Source organism: Halochromatium salexigens (assembly GCF_016653295.1).
In the GTDB taxonomy this organism is placed as follows: Bacteria; Pseudomonadota; Gammaproteobacteria; order Chromatiales; family Chromatiaceae; genus Lamprobacter; species Lamprobacter salexigens.
The window spans coordinates 1-15816 of record NZ_NHSF01000046.1; the positions used below are offsets into that span (position 1 = coordinate 1).

General features: G+C 66.1%; 13 protein-coding genes and 1 tRNA gene. 10 read left to right on the forward strand and 4 right to left on the reverse strand.

Annotation, left to right across the window (positions count from 1 at the left end; translation table 11 throughout):
- The 4 genes from CCR82_RS06775 to CCR82_RS06790 form a co-directional block, all read left to right on the forward strand.
- Window positions 1–221, forward strand: a 221-nt coding sequence (locus CCR82_RS06775; RefSeq protein WP_201244642.1) for an IS66 family transposase, incomplete at its 5' end; no start/stop codon positions are given.
- A gap of 301 nt (window positions 222–522) precedes the next feature.
- The gene (locus CCR82_RS06780; RefSeq protein ID WP_201244643.1) at window positions 523–1296 is read left to right on the forward strand and encodes a SapC family protein; all 774 of its coding nucleotides are present in this window, start codon (window positions 523–525) and stop codon (window positions 1294–1296) included.
- Between the two features lie 87 nt (window positions 1297–1383).
- Window positions 1384–3162, forward strand: a complete 1779-nt coding sequence (locus CCR82_RS06785; RefSeq protein WP_338073121.1) for a type I secretion system permease/ATPase — start codon at window positions 1384–1386, stop codon at window positions 3160–3162.
- Window positions 3163–3270: 108 nt separating this feature from the next.
- Window positions 3271–4614, forward strand: coding sequence for an HlyD family type I secretion periplasmic adaptor subunit (locus CCR82_RS06790; RefSeq protein ID WP_201244644.1), 1344 nt, complete (start codon window positions 3271–3273; stop codon window positions 4612–4614).
- A gap of 56 nt (window positions 4615–4670) precedes the next feature.
- Here CCR82_RS06790 and CCR82_RS06795 read toward each other — a convergent pair whose 3' ends face one another.
- The 3 genes from CCR82_RS06795 to CCR82_RS06805 are packed head-to-tail and all read right to left on the reverse strand — an operon-like array spanning window position 4671 to window position 7090.
- Window positions 4671–6053: a TRAP transporter large permease gene (locus CCR82_RS06795; RefSeq protein ID WP_201244645.1), complete on the reverse strand. Its 1383-nt coding sequence runs from the start codon at window positions 6051–6053 to the stop codon at window positions 4671–4673.
- On the reverse strand, window positions 6046–6693 hold the full coding sequence (locus CCR82_RS06800) for a TRAP transporter small permease subunit (protein ID WP_201244646.1): 648 nt from the start codon (window positions 6691–6693) through the stop codon (window positions 6046–6048). Before CCR82_RS06800 ends, CCR82_RS06795 begins: the two co-directional genes overlap by 8 nt.
- 22 nt (window positions 6694–6715) lie before the next feature.
- Window positions 6716–7090, reverse strand: coding sequence for a DUF2782 domain-containing protein (locus CCR82_RS06805; protein WP_201244647.1), 375 nt, complete (start codon window positions 7088–7090; stop codon window positions 6716–6718).
- Between the two features lie 104 nt (window positions 7091–7194).
- Between CCR82_RS06805 and CCR82_RS06810 the strand changes: the two genes are divergently transcribed.
- The 6 genes from CCR82_RS06810 to CCR82_RS06835 all read left to right on the forward strand — a co-directional run bounded on the left by CCR82_RS06810 (window position 7195) and on the right by CCR82_RS06835 (window position 14322).
- A complete protein-coding gene (locus CCR82_RS06810) occupies window positions 7195–9204 on the forward strand; it encodes a UvrD-helicase domain-containing protein (RefSeq protein WP_201244648.1) in 2010 nt (669 codons plus the stop codon).
- Between the two features lie 84 nt (window positions 9205–9288).
- Window positions 9289–9365 (forward strand) — tRNA-Arg (locus CCR82_RS06815).
- 110 nt (window positions 9366–9475) lie between these two features.
- Entirely contained in the window at window positions 9476–11491 is a 2016-nt protein-coding gene (locus CCR82_RS06820) for a sensor domain-containing diguanylate cyclase (protein WP_338073122.1), read from the forward strand.
- A gap of 122 nt (window positions 11492–11613) precedes the next feature.
- Complete coding sequence (locus CCR82_RS06825) at window positions 11614–11958, forward strand: diguanylate cyclase (RefSeq protein WP_201244649.1); 345 nt, start codon at window positions 11614–11616, stop codon at window positions 11956–11958.
- Between the two features lie 27 nt (window positions 11959–11985).
- Window positions 11986–12330, forward strand: a complete 345-nt coding sequence (locus CCR82_RS06830) for a phenylpyruvate tautomerase MIF-related protein (RefSeq protein ID WP_201244650.1) — start codon at window positions 11986–11988, stop codon at window positions 12328–12330.
- A gap of 126 nt (window positions 12331–12456) precedes the next feature.
- Entirely contained in the window at window positions 12457–14322 is a 1866-nt protein-coding gene (locus CCR82_RS06835) for a mechanosensitive ion channel family protein (protein WP_201244651.1), read from the forward strand.
- Here CCR82_RS06835 and CCR82_RS06840 read toward each other — a convergent pair.
- The gene (locus CCR82_RS06840; protein ID WP_338073123.1) at window positions 14267–15559 is read right to left on the reverse strand and encodes a metal-dependent hydrolase family protein; all 1293 of its coding nucleotides are present in this window, start codon (window positions 15557–15559) and stop codon (window positions 14267–14269) included. The two genes, CCR82_RS06835 and CCR82_RS06840, sit on opposite strands and share 56 nt — an antisense overlap.
- Window positions 15560–15816: the final 257 nt, after the last annotated feature.

The following is a 15816-nucleotide window of genomic DNA, read 5'->3' on the forward strand; positions in this document are numbered from 1 at the left end:
TGCTCGGCCCGCTGTTCAACGGCTGGCTGATGAGCGATGGCTACTGGGCCTATCGTGACGTTGACAACCGCCTGCGCTGTCTGGCGCATGTGCAGCGCAAAGCCCGCGGCTTAGAGGAGAGCCTGGAGCGCCAAGCCCGCGCCTTTGGGGAGGCGGTTAACACGTGCCTCAAGGCGGTCATGGACAGCGTCTACGCCGCCCGCGCGCGGCAAGGAGGATGATCTGGGCGCGTTTGACCAATCCTTGGAGCGCGGTGTGTCGGCGCTCCAGTTCCTCCAGGGCGCGAGCGTCTTTGTCGGACACGTGAATGGGGGCAGCGCTACAGCGCGGCATCGGTAAGAACCTCCGGTCAGTCGCGATGTGAATGATGAGAATGACAACGCTACTATCTGGGAACGGTCTCAGGTATTTAACAGGGCTGCACTAGCCGCTGAAGTCTGCGCAAGACGTTTGGAACCGCGGCGGTTGAACGTTAGACTCTGGCATCCTGATGGACACCTTTTTGCTCACCGGAGGCCCCTCATGAGCCGTTATATCCCTCTCAGTCCGCAACGCTTCGGCGAGCTGAGGTGGCAGCGTTTTCGCGATTATCGGCACACGCTCGGCGTGCATCTCACGCCGGTGGCGGCGCCGGAGGTGAGTGCGGCCGCCGCCCATCTGCCGCTGGCCTTCGCACGCGATGCCCAGGGTAAGCGCCTGCTGTGCGCGCTTACCGGTCTGCGCGAAGGCGTCAATCATTGCCTGGACGCGCGCCAGGCTTGGTTGGCCGGCTACACGCCGGCGTTGCTGCGTTCTCATCCGTTCCGGCTGCTGCCACCGCCGCCCGAGAAGGGCGAGGCGCATCAGCGCGTGCTCTGCGTGGATATCGATAGCCCCTGGGTGGGGCCGGACGGGGATCAGGCGTTCCTCGACGGCGAGCGCATGAGCCCGGCGGTGGAGGAGATCTTTCAGTTCCTCGGCCAGCTCGCGCAGCACCTGGCGCGCACCGAGCAGGCGGTGGCGGCCCTGGAGACGGCGGGCCTGCTCATCCCCTGGACGATCGAGGATGAACAGGATCAGCCCCTGCGCGGGCTACAACGGGTCGACGAGACCGCGCTGGCCAAACTCGATGCCGAGCCCCTGGCCGAGCTGCACCGCCAAGGCGCCCTGGCGCTGGCCTATGCGCAGATGGTCAGCACCCATCAACTGCCGGCGCTGCAAACACGCGCGCGCCAGCTCGAGCGCCAAGCCCCGCGCGAGGATCTTGGTGACTTCTTTGGCGGGCAGTCGGAGTTGCAATTCGACTTCAATCAATGAGGGACCGCCGCGCCTCGCCGCCTATGCGGACTGGGTCTTGGTATCGTAGACTAGGGGATTACCCAAAGCGATCGGGACGAGAACGCCGTGCGTACCCCCATTAAACCTCAGGACGAACTCAAAGCCGCGCTCAAGGCCAGTCGCGGCTCGTTTCTGTATGCCGGCCTGTTCAGCATGTTCATCAACCTGCTCATGCTGGTGCCAGCGCTCTACATGCTCCAGGTCTACGACCGGGTGCTCGCCAGCAGCAGTGTCGAGACCCTGCTGATGCTGACACTGCTGGTGGTCGGCCTCTACGCCATCATGGGCGCGCTCGAGATGGTGCGCACGCGCATTCTGGTGCGCGTCAGCAGTCGGCTCGATATGCACATGAACGAGCGCCTCTTCTCGGCGATGTTCGAGTCCGGCGTGCGCCAGGGTCGGCGCACCGGGGCGCAGCCGATCAACGATCTGACCACATTGCGCCAATTCCTCACCGGCCGTGGGCTGTTCGCCTTCTTCGATGTGCCCTGGGTGCCGGTCTACATGGCAGTGCTGTTCCTGCTGCATCCGCTCATCGGCTGGGTTGCGGTTGGCGGCGCGGTGATCCTGATCGGGCTTGCGGTAGCCAACGAACTGAGCACGCAGCGCCCACTCGGCGAGGCCAACCGCATGGCGGTGGCCAATTCCAACTTCATCGAGGGCAATCTGCGCAACGGCGAGGCCATCGAGGCCATGGGCATGCTCGGCAACGTGCATCGGCGTTGGCTGAGCCGCCACTCCGAAGTCCTGCAGCTGCAGAGCCAGGCCAGTGACCGCGCCGGCACGCTGACCAACAGTAGTAAGGCGCTGCGCGTCATGCTCCAATCGCTGATCCTCGGCGTTGGTGCCTATCTGGCGATCCAGAACATCATCACCCCCGGTATGATGATCGCCGGCTCCATCCTCATGGGCCGCGCGCTCGCGCCGCTGGATATGCTGATCGGCTCTTGGCGCGGCTTCCTCAGCGCACGCAGCGCCTACGAGCGCCTGCGCGCGTTGCTCAACGATGTCCCGGAGCGGACCTTCGGCATGAGCCTGCCGGCGCCGAGTGGGCGCCTCACGCTCGAAGAGGTGATCGCCGCCCCGCCGCAGGTGCGCGTGCCGGTGCTGCGACGCATCAGCCTGGAGATCAACCCCGGTGAGAGCGTCGGCATCATCGGCCCGAGCGCGGCCGGTAAATCGACCCTGGCGCGTGTCATCCTCGGTGTGTGGCCGACGATGGGCGGTTATGTGCGCCTCGACGGCGCCGACATCTCAACCTGGAACCGTGAGGCGCTCGGCCCCTACATCGGCTATCTGCCGCAGGATGTCGAGCTGGTCGAGGGGTCGGTGAACGAGAACATCGCCCGTTTCGGCCAAGTGGACCCGAACGCCGTGGTCAACGCCGCGCAACGCGCCGGCGTACACGAGATGATCCTGCAGTTGCCCGAGGGCTACGACACCCAGATCGGTGCCGGCGGTACGGTGCTCTCGGCTGGCCAGCGCCAGCGCATTGGGCTGGCACGCGCACTCTATGGTCAGCCGGTGCTGGTGGTGCTCGACGAACCCAACTCGAACCTGGATGATCAGGGCGAGGCGGCACTGGTGAGCGCGATCACGGCGCTGAAAAAGGCTGGCAGCACCCTGCTGCTGATCACCCACCGACCCAATGTGCTGCATGCGGTCGAGAAGGTGATGGTCATCAGCGAGGGCACGATCAAGGCCTTCGGTGCGCGTGATGAGGTGCTGGCGCAGTTTGCGCGGCCGAAGTCGGTGCCCCGCCAAGCGCCCACGAAGGCCTTACGCGGAGATGGCGGCGGCGGCTCGGCACCAGCAGCCCCGACAGTCACGACCCCAACGGCCTAGGCCTCTGCGCCTAAACCAGCCGTCTAACCCGTTTTGTGAAGACGCGCGCCGCCGCGCGTGCTTCGCCAATTCCTTTACACAACGCCCTTCCCGGGAGAGTCAATCGCCTTGGAGATCAACGCCCCTTCGACCCGCGTCGTCGAGCCGCAAACGCCCGCCGTGCCCACCACCGACCGCGGCGCGCGCCTGCTCGGCCTGCTCATCCTGTTGCTTGGGCTCGGCGGCTTCCTGACCTGGGCCGCGCTCGCCCCGATCAGTAGTGCCGCCGTTGCCCCCGGCGTGGTCACCGTGGAGGGCGCGCGCAAGACCGTGCAACACCTCGACGGCGGCATCGTCGCCGAGATCTTCGTGCGCGAGGGCGATAAGGTCGAGGCCGATCAGTTGCTGGTCCGCCTCGACGATCGCGAGACGCGCGCCCAGCTCGAGATGGAGCGCGGCCAGCTCATCGCCCTGGCGGCCGAGGAGGCGCGCCTGATCGCCGAGCGTGATGGGCTTGAGCAGCCCCAGTTCCCCGTTCGACTTTTTGGCGGTATCAAGATGGATGATCCGCGCCTACTGATGGCGCAATCCGGTCAGAAACGCGTGTTCGAGGCCCGGCGCCAGGCGCGCGAGGGCGAGATCAGCGTCCTCGAGCAGCGCATCGAGCAGTTGCAAGAGCGCATCGCCGGGGTCGAGGATGTGCTCGAGGCCAACAAGCGCCGCGCCAAGCTCTATCAGGAAGAGATCGACGCGCTGACCAGCCTGTTCGATCGCCAGCTCGGCGACAAGAGCCGGCTGCGCGAGGCCGAACGTCAACAGGCCGAGCTGCTCGGCGAGCAGGCCGAGCGGCGTTCAACCATCGCCTCGACCCGCGTGCAGATCGGCGAGACCGAACTCGAGATCGCGCAGATCAAGCGCCGCTTCGTCAGCGAGGTGGTCGAGCAGTTGCGTGAGGTCGAGACCGAACTCAGCGACCGCGAGGAACGCCTGCGCGCGCTCTCCGCGCGGCTCGAGCGCACAGAAATCCGCTCGCCCGCGAGCGGGGCCGTGGTCGATCTGCAGACCCACACCATCGGCGGCGTGCTGCGCCCGGGCGACAAGGTGCTCGATCTGATCCCGGCCGACGAGCCGCTGCTGATCGAGGCGCGCGTCTCGCCGACGGACATCGATCAGGTCTTTCCCGGTCTCGAGGCCGATATCCGCTTCACCGCCTTCAACGCCAGCACCACGCCGACCGTTACCGGGGAAGTGCTGACCGTCTCAGCCGATCGGATGACGGATCAGAAAACGGATCAGGATTATTTTCTCGCCCGCGTGCGGGTGCCGCCCGAGTCGCTCAAGGAACTCGAGGACAAGACCCTGCTACCCGGCATGCCAGCCACGGTGATGATCAAGACCGGCGAGCGCACCTTCTTCGAGTACCTGATCCGTCCGATCAGCGACCGCATCAGCGTCGCCTTCCGCGAGGACTAGCTGGCGTAGCACATGGACAGCGACGAGTACCGCCCGTAAACCGCTCGTGAGGCGCGCTACTGATAGACCTGATGTGGCAGCCAGGTCGCGAGCGCCGGAAACAGCGCCAGCAGTGCCAGCATCAGCAGTTGGATCAGGATGAACGGCGCGACCCCCCAGTAGATCTGGCTGGTACGCAACGCCGGTGGCGCGACCCCGCGCAGATAGAACAGCGAAAAGCCGAACGGTGGGGTCAGGAACGAGGTCTGCAGGTTGATCGCGATCATCACCCCGAGCCAGACCGGGTCCAACCCCATCGCCAGCAAGACCGGGCCAACGATGGGCACGACGACGAAGGTGATCTCGATGAAGTCGAGGATGAACCCGAGCAGGAACAGCACTAGCATCACCAGCGCCACCGCGCCGACCGTGCCGCCCGGCAGATCGCTCAAGAACTCGGTCACCAGCTCGTCGCCGCCGAAGCCGCGGAAGACCAGCGAGAAGATTGCCGCCCCGATGAAGATCAGGAACACCATGCTGGTCACGATGGTGGTCTGACGCACCACCGCGAACAGGGTCTCAACGCCCAGTTGCCGATGCGAGGCGGCGAGCAGCAAGGCCCCCACCGCGCCGACCGAGGCCGCCTCGGTCGGCGTCGCGATGCCATAGAGGATCGAGCCCAGCACGGCAACGATCAGCGTCAGCGGTGGCAGCAGCACCTGGAGCACCCGCAGCCAGAAACGCGCATCGTGCCGGGGCCGCTCCGCCGCCGGGATGGCCGGCACCGCCTGTGGGCGAAACACCGCCACGCCCAGCATGTAGGCGATATAGCCGGCCACCAGCATCAATCCCGGGATCAGCGCCCCCACGAACAGATCCCCCACCGAGACCGTCTCCGGCGAGAAGATGCCCATGTCGAGCTGCGCCTGCTGATAGGCCGAGGAGAGCACATCGCCGAGCAGCACCAGCACGATCGACGGCGGGATGATCTGCCCCAGGGTGCCCGAGGCACAGATCGTACCCGCCGCCACGCTCGGGTCGTAATGGCGCTTGAGCATGGTCGGCAGGGACAACAGTCCCATGGTGACCACGGTGGCGCCGACGATGCCGGTGCTCGCGGCAAGCAGCATGCCGACCACGGTCACCGAGATGCCGAGTCCGCCGCGCATCGGGCCGAACAACAGCGCCATGGTGTCGAGCAGATGCTCGGCCACGCGCGAGCGCTCCAGCATCACTCCCATGAACACGAACAGCGGCACGGCGATCAGGGTCTCGTTGGTCATCACGCCATAGACCCGATTCGGCAGCGCCGCGATGAAGGCGGGATCAAAGTAACCGAACCATTCGCCGATCAGGGCCATCGCCAACGCGGTGCCGCCCAGCGACAGCGCCACCGGGTATCCGAGCAGCAGGACGATACCGACGGCCAGCACCAGCAGGATCGGCATCAGTTCAGCCATTGGTACGGGACTCCCGCCGAGCGTTTGGCTCGTCGTCGTCGCGCGACAGCGAGTCAGGCGCCTGGTCGACTGGCGGCTGATCCACCGCCTCGGTCTCGAAGCCGGCGATGAACAATCCATTGCGCAGCACCCAGATCAGCCCTTGCAGCAGCATCAACACCGGCATCACCAGCAGCAGCGTCTTCAACAGCCAGACGCCTGGAAGACCACCCGCCTCGCGCGAGCCCTCGCGCACCGACCAGGCATCGGCCACGTACTCCCAAGAGGCGATGAACAGGAACACGCAGACCGGCGTCAGCAGGAACAGGGTACCAAGCAGATCGACCCAGGCGCGCCCACGCCGCGTGAAACGCTGGTAGAGGATATCCACCCGCACATGCGCGTCCTGCCGCAGCGTGTAGGCGACGCCGAGCATGAACAGGGTCGCGTGCATATAGGTGATCGACTCCTGCAGCGCGATCGAGCCCGCGTCGAACCCATAGCGCAGCACGACGACGATGAAGGTGACCAGCACCATCGCCAGCGCCAACCAGGCCACCGCCGTGCCGACCGCGCGGTTGACCCAGTCCAGCCCGTCGGCCAGCCGCGGCAGGTGACGCGCCAAGGCATGCGCCACGCCGGGGGCGGATGCACGGCTCATGCGCTTGCCCTCGCTGCGCTCACTACCAACTGAACAGCAGCCATTGCGGAACCGCGAGATCCGAGGGCGCGCGGCGTTCCTCGACATCGAGGGTGCCGTCGCCATTGGTATCGAGCAGAAAATACGGTGGCCCGACGCTGGGCTCGACCTTGACCATGTAGACTTGCCCCTTGACCCGATATTCGTAGACGGTGCCTTCATCGGTCTCGGTGATGGTGACCTCGGGGGCGCTGGCGCTATCGCCGGCGTAGGGGCCGGGGATCGAGGGCACCTCGGGCGCGGACAAGAAGCCGCCGCCTTGCGCGAGCGACGCGACCGGCGCAAACGCCAACGTGAGCAACAGCAGGGCCGCGAGGCCATGACGGGCGGGGATCGGGAAGGATGCGAACGCTGGCATGGGCCTCGACCTCGATACAACATGCAAACGCCTAGTGTAGCGTGCGGCCCGGCCCGACGCCCAACCCGGTTGCCGCCTCACCCTCAACCCCATTGGAGTCCCTGATGAAAGGCCTCAACCCACGGCAGATCGAGGCCGTGCGCGACTGCCAAGGCCCGCTGCTGGTGATCGCCTGCGCCGGCTCCGGCAAGACCCGGGTGATCACGCACAAGATCGCGCACCTGATCGGCGAGCGCGGGGTCGCGGCGCGCGCCATCGTCGCGCTGACCTTCACCAACAAGGCCGCGCGCGAGATGAAGACGCGCGTCGGTCAGCTGGTCAAGGGCCGCGCCGGGCATGGACTGCGGGTTTCGACCTTCCACACCTTCGGCCTCGAGCTGCTGCGGCGCGAGATCGCCCACAGCGCGCTGCGCCCGGGCTTCTCGCTGGTCGACCCGCAGGACGGCGAGCAGATCCTGAAAGAGCATCTGCGCGAGGCGGATCTGAGCGAGGCCACCAGCCCGGCGGCGGCGCTGACGCGCATCTCGCACTGGAAGAACGGCCTGATCGACCCCGCGCGCGCCGAGCGTCTGGCCGAGGATGCGTTCGAGGCCGACCTGGCGCGGCTCTATGCCCGCTACGAGCGCAGCCTGGCCGCCTACAACGCGGTCGACTTCGACGACCTGATCCTGCGCCCGGTGCAGCTGCTGCGCGAGGTACCCGCCGTGCGCGAGTATTGGCAAGGGCGCATCCGGCATCTGCTGGTCGACGAGTATCAGGACACCAACAACGCCCAGTATGAGCTGGTCAAACTGCTGGTCGGCCCCGATGGTGCCTTCACCGTGGTCGGTGATGATGATCAATCCATCTATGCCTGGCGCGGCGCACGGCCGGAGAACCTCGCGCGCCTGAAGGACGACTTCCCGCTGCTCAAGGTGATCATGCTGGAGCAAAACTACCGCTCCTCCGGGCGCATCCTGAATCTCGCCAATGGTCTGATCGCCAACAACCCGCACCTGTTCGAGAAACAGCTCTGGAGCGCGCTCGGACCCGGCGAGCGCGCGCGCGTGCTGCAGTGCCGCGACGAGACCCACGAGGCCGAGCGCGTCGCCAGCGAGATCCTGCACGGCCATCAGATCAAGGACCGCGCCTATGGCGACTACGCCATCCTCTATCGCGGCAACCACCAGGCGCGCCCCTTCGAGAAGGCGCTGCGGGCCTTGAACATCCCCTACTTCCTCTCCGGCGGCACCGCCTTCTTCGCCCGCACCGAGGTCAAGGATGTGATGGCCTATCTGCGCCTGATCGCCAACCCAGACGATGACGCCGCCTTCCTGCGCATCATCAACGTGCCACGGCGCGAGATCGGCCGGGGCACGCTGGAGAAGCTGGCTGCGGTCGCCGCCCAGCGCCAGAGCAGCCTGTTTCACGCCTGCGCCGATCTCGCCCTGGCCGAGCACCTGAACGAGCGCCAGCGCCGGCGCCTGGCCGAGTTCAAGAGCTGGATCGCGCATTATCAGCAACGCGCGCGCACCGACCCGCTCGGCGCCGTGCGCGCCCTGGTCCATCAGAGCGACTATCACGGCTGGCTCAAGGACACGAGTTCGAGCCTGAAGGCGGCCGAGCGGCGGATCGAAAACGTCGCCGAGCTGATCGGCTGGCTCGAGGCGCTGCGCAAGGGCGCCGTGCAAAACGGCGGCCTGCCGGAAATGGTCGCCCACCTGACGCTGATGGACGTGCTCGAGCGCCAGGACGAAGAGGAAGGCGGCGACCGGGTCTCGCTGATGACCCTGCACGCGGCCAAGGGGCTCGAATTCCCGGAGGTCTTCCTGGTCGGCATGGAAGAAGAGTTGCTGCCGCATCGCAGCAGCATCGAGGACGACACCATCGAGGAGGAGCGGCGCCTGGCCTATGTCGGCATCACCCGCGCGCGCCATCGGCTCAACTTCAGCCTCGCGCGCCATCGCCGACGCTATGGCGAGCGGGTGCTGTGCGAGCCGAGCCGCTTCCTCGAGGAACTAGCGAGCGCCGAGCTGCACCAAGTCGACCAAGAACCCGTGAGCGAAGCGCAGCAGCGCGAGCGCGGCAAGGCGCATCTCGCGGCACTCAAGGAGCTGCTAGCGCGACCGAGTTGAGTCATGGAATGTCGGATGCAGCGGACATCGGCAACGCAGCGGCCATGGACGACCGCCCGCAATCGCGTTATGCTTTTCATCTACGCGCCTGTAGCTCAGCTGGATAGAGTACTGCCCTCCGAAGGCAGGGGTCGCAGGTTCGAATCCTGCCGGGCGCGCCATTCACATCAAGCCTTTGTGCCCCATCCTCCCGTCTTCATCAGGCTATGATAAGGATCAGCCAAGATCGTGGCAGCACGCCAAACAGCCAACCGAGGCAGGATAGGACAGCGTGGCAGAGGATGTTGTAGGAGCGGCACCGCAGACCCAGGCGATCGTCCACCAGGCGCTCCGCTGCCCGGTCAGCGCGCTGCAACCGGCGCCCGCCGCGGCGCTCAAGCTGCTGCAGCTCACCCGCTCGGAGGACACCGGCATCGCCGAGGTCGCCCAGCTCATCGAGACCGAACCGGCACTCGCCGCCAAGGTGCTCAGGCTCGTCAATTCGGCCTACTACGGCTTCCCCCAGCGCATTCCATCGATCCATCGCGCCGCCGCCTTGCTCGGGTTATCGACGCTGCGTCAAACGGCCCTGCATCTGTTCTTCTACGAGAGCATCATCGAGAGCGACACCAAGAGCGCCTTCGATCGCCTCTTCTTCTGGCAGCACAGCCTGCTGGTGGCCATCCTGAGCCGCAGCATCGCCGAGCGCCTTGGCCACGAGCATCCCGATGAACTCTACGCAGCCGGCCTGCTGCACGATCTCGGCAAAGTCGTCCTGGAATCGCACGGCAAGCTCAGTTACAGCGAGTTCCTCAGTACCGTGGGCACCAGCGGCAAGGCCACACGCGACGATGAGGCGCTCTTCTTCGGCATCACTCACGACCGTCTCGGCGCGCTGGTGAGCGAGAACTGGGGGCTGCCGGGGATCGTCTGCCGAGTCCAAGCACTGCACCATTGCGGACTCGCCGAGAGCCATCTGGAAACGCCGCAAGCCCAAGAGGTCGCCATCGTCGCGCTCGCGGATTTCATCGCCTGGACGCAGGGCCTCGGCTCGGTTCGCACCTACACCAGCCCGACCCTGGCACCTGAGGTGCTCGAGCTGATCGAACTCGAGCAGATCGGGCTCGCCGAGCTGCTCTCGGCGGCGGATCAAGAAATGACCGAGATCGCCGCCTTCTATGGACTGCACTTCCCCTCCCCGTTACAACTGCGCGCCAATGTGGTGACCACCGCGCTGGCCCTGGTCAACGCCAGCCAGGGCGCGACCCGCCCGGTCGGTCGTCGACCGATCAAGAGTGCCACCGCCCCCCACCAGAGCCTCAGCCCTGATGTCTTCGTGCCGCAGACACTGCACGCACTGCAGCAGGAATTCGCGCTCGCGCATCTGCTGTTGATGCAGATCGAGCCCAAGCGGCGGCGTTTCGTCGCCACCCACGGGCTGCCCGAGCGAGCGCAAGGCGGGCAGCCGCCGGGCATGCAGATCGTCTTCGATCGGCTCGGCGGCGACCTGATCCACTGCCTGCGCAAACGCACTGCGGTGATGATCCACGATACCCCGCCCAATCGCCGCTTCCTGAGCATGCTCGGAGCGTCCGTGGCAGCCGCCATCCCGGTGATGAGCCAGGGGCGGCTGCAGGGCATCCTCTGCCTCTACGATCCTGAAGCGCAACGGCCCCCGGCCCCCACCATTCTGCACGAGATCCAAGCCGTCGCCGGCGAGCTTGGCATCGCACTCGAGCGCAGCCGCTTGTTCGCGGTGGAGCGCGCCAAGGCGGAGGTTGACGCCCTGACCCAGCTGCCCAACCGCAGCGCCGTCGACCGCTTCTTGCAGGAATCCTTCGCGCAGGTCTCCGCCGGGCGTCATGTCGGCATCGGATTGGTCGACATCGACCACTTTAAGGCCTTCAACGATACCTTCGGCCACCAAACCGGCGATGATGTGCTGCGGATCGTGGCCGACACCATGCGCGGCTTAACCCGCCCCGGCGACTTCCTGGGCCGCTACGGTGGCGAAGAATTCCTGTTTGGGCTGATGTCACCCAGCGATTCGGGCGTAGCCAGCTACGCCGAGCGCATCCGCCGCGAGATCGCTCGACGCGGACGGATGCTCGAGGCCCGTTTTTCCGGCCACCCGCTCAGCGTCAGCATCGGCGTCGCCCATTCTAGCCATGACTACTTGGATACCAAGAGTCTCGTCGCCGCGGCCGACAATGCCCTCTACACCGCCAAGTCGTCGGGGCGCAATCGCGTCTGCACAGCCTGGACTCAGGGCGGCGTGCCGGATACCGAGTCGCCGCCGCCAGCCTAAAGGATCAAACAAGTTTGTGCCGCTGGCGCCAACGGGCCAGTCTGACGCGCAGACAAGCCTCGATTAGGCGCCGCGCCAGGCAGACACGAGCGCTGCGACTCATAAGGCACAAACACACCCTCGTGCGTATCACCCACTGTTTCGGTCATCATATCGGCGATGTCACCCGCGCCGAGGACGTCGTTGGCCGCTGGGGCGGTGATGAGTTCGTGGTACTCATCGGCCAAGATCGAACAGCCGCGCTTGGTCTCGCCGAACGCCTGCTCGAGGAGATCAGGGCGGCCGAGATCCTCAACGATCAGGGCGAGCCTCTGAGCCTGAATGCCAGTATCGGCCTCACCTGCCTGCGTGCCAACCAGCCCGTGGACCTGGATGCCTTGCTGCATCAGGCCGATCTGGCCATGCTGGACGTGAAGCGAACCGGGCGTGGACGGATTGGAGTCGCGCCTAAAGCAAGCCACCCATAGCCAGCAACCCACTGCAGCGAGACTATAATGCCCACTCTCATCATCAAGACCAACGCACCCCTTGAGTCGACAGCAACCGAGTCGCTCATCAAACACGCCTCCGCCCGTGTCGCCGAGCTGCTCGGCAAGCCGGAGCGCTATGTCATGGTGATCCTCGAGCCAACCCCCGCGATGTGCTTTGGCGGCGACACCAGTCCGCTCGCCTTCCTGGAGCTAAAGAGCCTGGGGCTGCCCGAAGACCAGACCCCAGCGCTCTCGGCGGCACTCTGCGAGCTGCTCGACGAGACGCTCGCGATCCCCTCCAACCGGGTCTACATCGAATTCGCCTCACCGCCACGGCATCTGTTCGGGTTCGACGGCAAGACCTTTTGATCTGCGCTTCCGGCAGTGAATCCGAGCCAACCCGGCGCTGTCGGCACGATGCCGAGTCGGCCTGAATCGCGCGCATCCTGGCTGAGCTGGAGGCGCTTCTGGAGACTGGGCTGGATGCTCTGCGCGATGCTGTTCTCCATCGCCATCACCGTACCGGCGCTTGCCACCAACACCAGCGACCGCGCCAGCACCGGCACCGGCACCAGCCTGCTCAGCCCACCCGACACCAGCTCGCCACGCGCGACCTTCGACAGCTTTCGCCGGCTCACCGATCAGATCGCCGAGCAGTATGCCGCCTATCGCGAGGCGCCCAGCGCGCAACGCCAGCAGACCTTCTTGCGCGCCGTCGAGCAGGGCAAGCAACTGATGGATCTGAGCAACGTGCCACCGGCGGCGCAGCATGAGATCGCCACCGCCACCATCATCTGGCTCTGGGAGATCATCGCCCGCGTCGATCTGCCCGAGGCCGACGCGATCCCCGAGACGGCCGATTATGCCAGTGAGGGTCCGCTCACCGACCAACCCCCGCGCTGGCGCCTCCCGGACACCAGCATCGTCATCGCGCGCGTCGAGGAGGGTCCGCGCGCGGGCGAGTTCCTGTTCAGCCCGGAGACGGTCGCCTCAGCCCGCAGCTACGCCGAACTAGCACGGGGGCTGCCCTATCGGCGCTCCTCGCGCATCGAGAACGTCAGAGACCTCAGCGCCACAGCGCTCGGCTTCTCCGGCTGGATGCTACCGCCGCACCTGATCGAGCGCCTGCCCGACTGGGCGCGGCGGCCTATCGCCGGCCAGGTGCTGTGGAAATGGGCGATGCTCGTGGCCAATCTGGCGCTGACCCTGGTCCTCCTCGGGCTGGTGCTGCGTTGGGCGCACCGCCGTGCCTGGGATGCCCGCCCTAGCACCTTGCTGAGACGCCTGAGCGCACCACTCACCCTGCTGTTCTGGATGCCGCTGCTGCGCCGCTTTCTCGATGACCAGGTGCAGGTCACCGGTCTGGTGATCGCCTGGCCCGATTACCTCGCTGAGCTGACCCGGGTGCTGGCGCTGATCTGGCTGGTGTTGCTGGTCGCACGCTGGATTCCCGAGGCGCTGATCGCCGCGCCAGGGCGCAATACCGAGCGCGCCGATGCCAGCCTGATCCGCTGGGTCGCGCGCGTCTTTGCGCTGTTCACGGTGCTGGGGCTGCTGTTTGCCGCGGCCCAAGATCTCGGGATTCCGGTCTATGGCCTGGTCGCCGGCGCCGGGGTCGGTGGCCTGGCGATCGCGCTCGCCGCACGGCCGACGCTGGAGAACTTCATCGGCGCGCTAAACCTGTTCGCCGACCGGCCGATCCGCGTCGGCGACCTGTGCCGGTTCGACGAGCACCACGGTCAGGGCTGGAATCCGGTCGGCACCGTCGAGGCGATCGGTCTGCGCTCGACCAAGATCCGGCAGTTCGATCGCTCGCTGATCACCATTCCGAACGCCGATCTGGCCGAGCGCAACATCGTCAACCTCAGTGCCTGCGAGCGCTTTCTACTGCAGCAACGCCTACCGCTGCGCTACGAGACCAGCGCCGATCAATTGCGCTATCTGCTCGCCACCTTACGCGAGCTGCTGCACGCGCACCCGATGACGATTCACACCGAGGAGTACCCGATCCGCGCGCGCTTTCTCGGCTTTCGCGACCAGGCGCTGACGCTGGAGCTGCGCGCCTATATTCGCACCACCTCCTACACCGAATTCCTGGCCATTCAGGAAGACATCATGCTGCGCGTGATGCAGGCGATCCAGCAGGCGGGGACCGGCTTTGCATTGCCGGCGCAGACCCTGTATATGGCTCGCGACAGCGGGCTCGATGCCGACGCGCGCGCGGCGGCCGAACGGCGCGTGCGCGAATGGGCTGCGGCGCATGAGCTGCCGTTTCCCGACATCGACGAGGCCCAACGCAAGCGCATCACCGGGACTCTGGACTATCCGCCCGAGGGCTCGCCGGGGGCGGATCAGGGCTAGTCAAACTGTTCTTGTAGATCCAGCCATCCTTCATGATCACCAGGAAGTTGCTGGCGGGATCAGCAACCAATGACAGATCCTCGAGCGGATTGCCATCGACCAGCAGCAGATCCGCCAGCGCGCCCTCCTCGACCACCCCCAGCTTGCCCTCGTAAGGACTGCGCGGACCGGAGAGCGCCAACAGCTCGGCATTGTCCGCAGTCGCCATGCGCAGCGCCTCGGCCGGCGTATACCAGCGCGTCATCGCAGCCAGCTTGGCGCCCTGACGTTTGGCATTCTCGGCATTGAACAGGATATCGGTGCCCCAGGCGGTCTTGACGCCAAACTGCTTGGCCAGCCAATAGGCGCGATCGGTGCCGGCGTACATCGCCAGCTGCTTGCGCCGGTTCATCGAACCCTCGGCATAGGGCGAAGGCTGATCATCGATGAACGGCTGCAGGCTCCACCAGAGATCCTGCTCGGCGATCAGCCGCACCGTCGCCTCATCCAACAGTTGGCCGTGCTCGATGCTCGCCACACCCGCCTCGATGGCCTGACGCACGGCACGCGGCGTGTAGGCATGCACGGCGACATAGGTACCCCAGTTCTCCGCCGCCTCGACCGCAGCGCGCAGCTCCGGCACCGTGTACTGGGTGACATCGAGCGGGTCGTAGCTCGACGCGACACCGCCACCGGCCATCAGCTTGATCTGCGAGGCGCCGAGTGCCAGCTGCTCACGGGCGCGTTTGCGCACCGCATCGGGGCTATCGGCGATCACCGCGGCGCCGACCCGCTCGCTGAACGAGAAGGCATCCGGCGCGGCCGGCAGCTCAGTCGGCAAGCGGAAGTCGCCATGACCACCGCTCTGGGAGATGAAGGCGCCTGCCGGCCAGATGCGCGGCCCCGGCACCAGCCCCAGGTCGATGCCGCGCTTGAGCCCGAACACCGGACCGCCGAGATCGCGGATGCTGGTGAAGCCGCGCATCAGCATGTCTGCCGCCGCCTTGGTCGCGGCGACATTGAGGAAACCGAGATCGCTGGTGAGGATCGCCTGCTGCGACAGCGTGGCGTACATCACATGGGTGTGCGCATCGATCAGCCCCGGCATCAAGGTGCGGCCAGCGCCCTGGATGCGGGTCAGCTCCAGCTCGGCTGGTGGCGGGATCGGCTCCGCCGAGAGCTGTACGATGCGGTTGCCGACCACCAACACCTGCATCGGCTCGGTGAGCTGCTCGGCGGTGCCGTCGAAGACGCGCACCGCCTCGAACAAGACTCCGTGCGTTGGCCTTGGTTTTGGCGCTGGCGCTGGCGCTGGCGTTGGAGCCGAAGAACCGGCGCTCGCGGCCATTGCGGCTGGAACACACATCAGGATCAAGAACGCGATGTTTAGGGGATACCACATGGTTGAAGATCAACAGCCCTCGGTGCAATGCGTCGCGCGACCAGGCATGGGTTGCGCTCTGATCGCCGAGACGATGGGGCAGTTTAGCAGCCCAGCCGACCGGCTTGTGACAT